Origin of the sequence: uncultured Planktosalinus sp., from assembly GCF_963973675.1 — a bacterium.
Classification (GTDB): Bacteria; Bacteroidota; Bacteroidia; order Flavobacteriales; family Flavobacteriaceae; genus Planktosalinus.
This window is the reverse complement of sequence record NZ_CAXBAN010000300.1, coordinates 1-3,324: the sequence shown is the minus strand read 5'-3', so window position 1 is coordinate 3,324 and position 3,324 is coordinate 1. Positions and strand designations below refer to the sequence as shown.

Annotated in this window: 3 protein-coding genes; all 3 read left to right on the top strand. The window is 35.7% G+C overall.

What is annotated here, in order from left to right; translation table 11 throughout:
• Nucleotides 1-49 precede the first annotated feature (49 nt).
• A complete protein-coding gene (locus AACY61_RS10875) occupies nucleotides 50-1,324 on the top strand; it encodes a DUF2851 family protein (RefSeq protein ID WP_339611605.1) in 1,275 nt (424 codons plus the stop codon).
• 15 nt (nucleotides 1,325-1,339) lie between these two features.
• The gene (locus AACY61_RS10870) at nucleotides 1,340-1,570 is read left to right on the top strand and encodes a PspC domain-containing protein (RefSeq protein ID WP_339611604.1); all 231 of its coding nucleotides are present in this window, start codon (nucleotides 1,340-1,342) and stop codon (nucleotides 1,568-1,570) included.
• 118 nt (nucleotides 1,571-1,688) lie between these two features.
• The coding region (locus tag AACY61_RS10865; RefSeq protein WP_339611603.1) for an amino acid carrier protein at nucleotides 1,689-3,324 on the top strand (1,636 nt) is incomplete at its 3' end.

The window sequence follows — 3,324 nt, the reverse complement described above, 5'->3', positions numbered from 1 at the left end:
TTTTTAGAATCTGTCTATCACCGTTTGTGAAATTTAGTAATTTTAGAAAATGCAAGAAGATTTTCTACATCATATTTGGAAGTTTCAAAAGTTTTCAAAAGCAGCTATGAAGACTGAAGAAGGGGAGGCAATTGAAATTGTTCATCAGGGTACCCATAATTTTAATTCGGGACCTGATTTTTTCAATTCGCAAATAAGGATAGGCAACCAGCTATGGGTGGGTAATGTGGAGATTCATTTGAAATCATCAGACTGGTATGCCCATCATCACGAGACAGACATTGCTTATGACAATGTGATTCTTCACGTTGTATGGAAACACGATGTGGAAGTGTTTAGAAGAGACAATTCAGTCATTCCCACTTTTGTTTTAAAGCCCAGGGTAGACGATTTCGCTTTAGCTAGATACAACAAACTTTTCTCAACCAAAAAACAATGGATTGCCTGTGAGGAGGATTTTCCGGAAGTGGATGATTTCCTTTTGGAAAACTGGATGGAGCGACTTTATTTTGAACGATTGGAAAACAAATCGGCATTGATTTTTGAACTTTTAGAGACATCAAAAAACGATTGGGAAGCTGTGTTGTTTAAAATGCTTGCTAAAAATTTTGGTTTAAAAAACAATGCAGAGGCATTTCTTTCAATGGCACACTCTTTTGATTTTTCTATACTAAGAAAAATTCAGGATAACCACATACAATTGGAAGGTCTGCTTTTTGGTCAGGCTGGATTACTGAATATTCAAAATGAGGTTCCTTATGAGAAGCTTTTAAAAAAAGAATATGATTTCCTAAAAAAGAAATTCAAATTAGAAAACAGTCAGGTGGCTCCTGTGCAATTTTTCAGGTTGCGGCCTGTTAATTTTCCTACGATAAGACTGGCTCAGTTGGCTGCGGTTTATTCAAGAAATAAGCAATTGTTTTCTAAAATCATTTCAGTGAAAACCAAAGAAGAAATATATACTCTTTTTGAGGTAAGCGCATCTGGTTTTTGGGATACTCATTTTCATTTTAGTTCGGTTTCTGCGCCTCGCAAAAAACGACTTACAAAATCATTTATAGATTTACTTATTATCAATACCATTGTTCCGTTGGTTTTTTGTTACAGAAAATACACCGGAAAGGAAATTCCAGACGCATTAATCATATTAATCAACAGTTTGAAAAAAGAAGAAAACACAATAGTTTCCAGATTCAATGATTTAAAACCTCTTGCAGAAAGTGCTCTACATTCCCAGGCCTTAATTGAATTGAAAACTAACTATTGTGATAAAAAGAAGTGTTTGCAATGTGCAGTTGGAAATTATTTGTTACAAAAGAATTAGTATTTTTACGGTGTTATGCTAAAAATTATATATAAAATCCGTCATTTTTTTGAGAAATATGGCTTTGCTGTATCTTCTCGTGTTGCAGACAAACTTGGAATGCGCGCAAAAAATGTAAGAATATTTTTTATATACTCTTCTTTTGCTACACTTGGGTTTGGTTTTATCCTGTATTTAACACTGGCATTCTGGATCAAACTAAAAGATTTGGTATACACCAAACGATCATCGGTATTTGATTTGTAGTACTTTTTTTTACACAGGTGTGTTTGCATTAATGCTAAAAAAAATTTGAAATAGGAATTTTTTTTAGCATCTTGCTTGCTGTTTTTACACACTGATTTATAAACCAACTACTTTTTATATGATTTCAAGACTTTTTGCAACATTATTGCTTTTTTCTACTTCTATAATTTTCTCTCAGGAATTAACTATAAAAGAAAAAGTAACAAACCCCTCAAATTTAATAAATGACGGTATAATTGAGGTTAAAGCGCAAGGAGGGCAAGCACCCTATATATACAAATGGAGTAATCAATCGACACCACTAACTTCAAACAAAGCTGAAGGATTGATTGAGGGTGTTTCCTATACAATTACGGTTACTGATACAGCCGGAAATTCAGTAAGTAAAGAACTGACTGTTCCCGCTGATGCAATAACAGAAAAGTTCAATGGAACTTTTGCTCCTATTGTTGCAAGTATTGGAAGCGTATTATTCTGGGATCCTTTTAGTGCTTCCGGAATTTATGACCCGGTAGTTTATGCAGATAAAAAAATGGTTCCTGCGCCAAGATGGGAACCTGGCATTGAAGGCATTTTTGTCTTGAAAGAATGGTTGATGGAAGATGGTGCCAAAGTAAAAGAAGGTGAGCCCATTGCAATCATAGAAAAAGACGGCGAAGACCTTGAAGTAACAGCTCTTGTAAATGGTACTTTAGAGCATTTAACTCAAGAAGGAAACTCTATTTATGATTCCAGCAAAGGCCTAGACATTATTGAGGCAGGTGCGCATAATTTTGCTTCTATTTATTATGATGAAAAAGTACCATTGCTTCATCCCAATGGAGATGAGCAACAAAAAAGTATTCCCTTTATAGTTATTTGGTTGGTCGTTGGAGCAATATTCTTTACAATTAGAATGGGCTTTATTAACATCAGAGGATTTAAACATGCCATCAATTTAGCAAGAGGTAAATATGATGACCCAAATGCCCCGGGACAAGTAACACATTTTCAAGCATTGACAACTGCCGTGTCAGGAACAGTTGGTTTAGGAAATATAGCAGGTGTTGCAGTAGCAATTTCATTAGGTGGTGCGGGAGCTACATTTTGGATGATACTTGCCGGTTTACTGGGTATGTCTTCAAAATTTGTTGAATGTACATTGGGAGTGAAATACAGAGATATTGCAGCAGACGGCCGGGTTTTTGGTGGTCCAATGAGTTATCTTAGAAAAGGGTTAGAAAAACAAAATAAAGGAACCTTAGGTAAAATTCTGGCTGGAGTATTTGCAGTGTTATGTGTTGGTGCATCTTTTGGGGGAGGAAATATGTTCCAGGCCAACCAATCGTTTGAGGCTGTGAGTGGTCAGTTTCCCGTAATGGCTGAATATGGAGCATTGTTTGGAGTTTTCATAATGATTTTAGTAGCAGCTGTTATTATTGGCGGAATCAGAAGTATTGCAAAAGTAACTTCAAAAGTGGTGCCTTTTATGGCGTCAATATATGTTCTTGCTTGTTTTATTGTGATTGGTGTAAATATTGAAAATATCATACCTGCATTTTCAGCCATTATAGACGGGGCATTTAGTCCTTCTGCTTTAAAAGGTGGTGTTATTGGTGTATTAATATTAGGTTTTCAAAGAGCAGCTTTTTCAAACGAAGCGGGTATTGGGTCAGCAGCAATTGCTCACAGTGCTGCAAAAACCAATCACCCTCCCTCTGAAGGTTTTGTTTCTTTATTAGAGCCGTTTATTGATACTGTTTTGGTTTGTACAC

Coding starts and splice junctions, on each gene's coding strand:
- AACY61_RS10875 (WP_339611605.1), top strand. CDS start 50: ATGCAAGAAGATTTTCTACATCATATTTGGAAGTTTCAAAAGTTTTCA.
- AACY61_RS10870 (WP_339611604.1), top strand. CDS start 1,340: ATGCTAAAAATTATATATAAAATCCGTCATTTTTTTGAGAAATATGGC.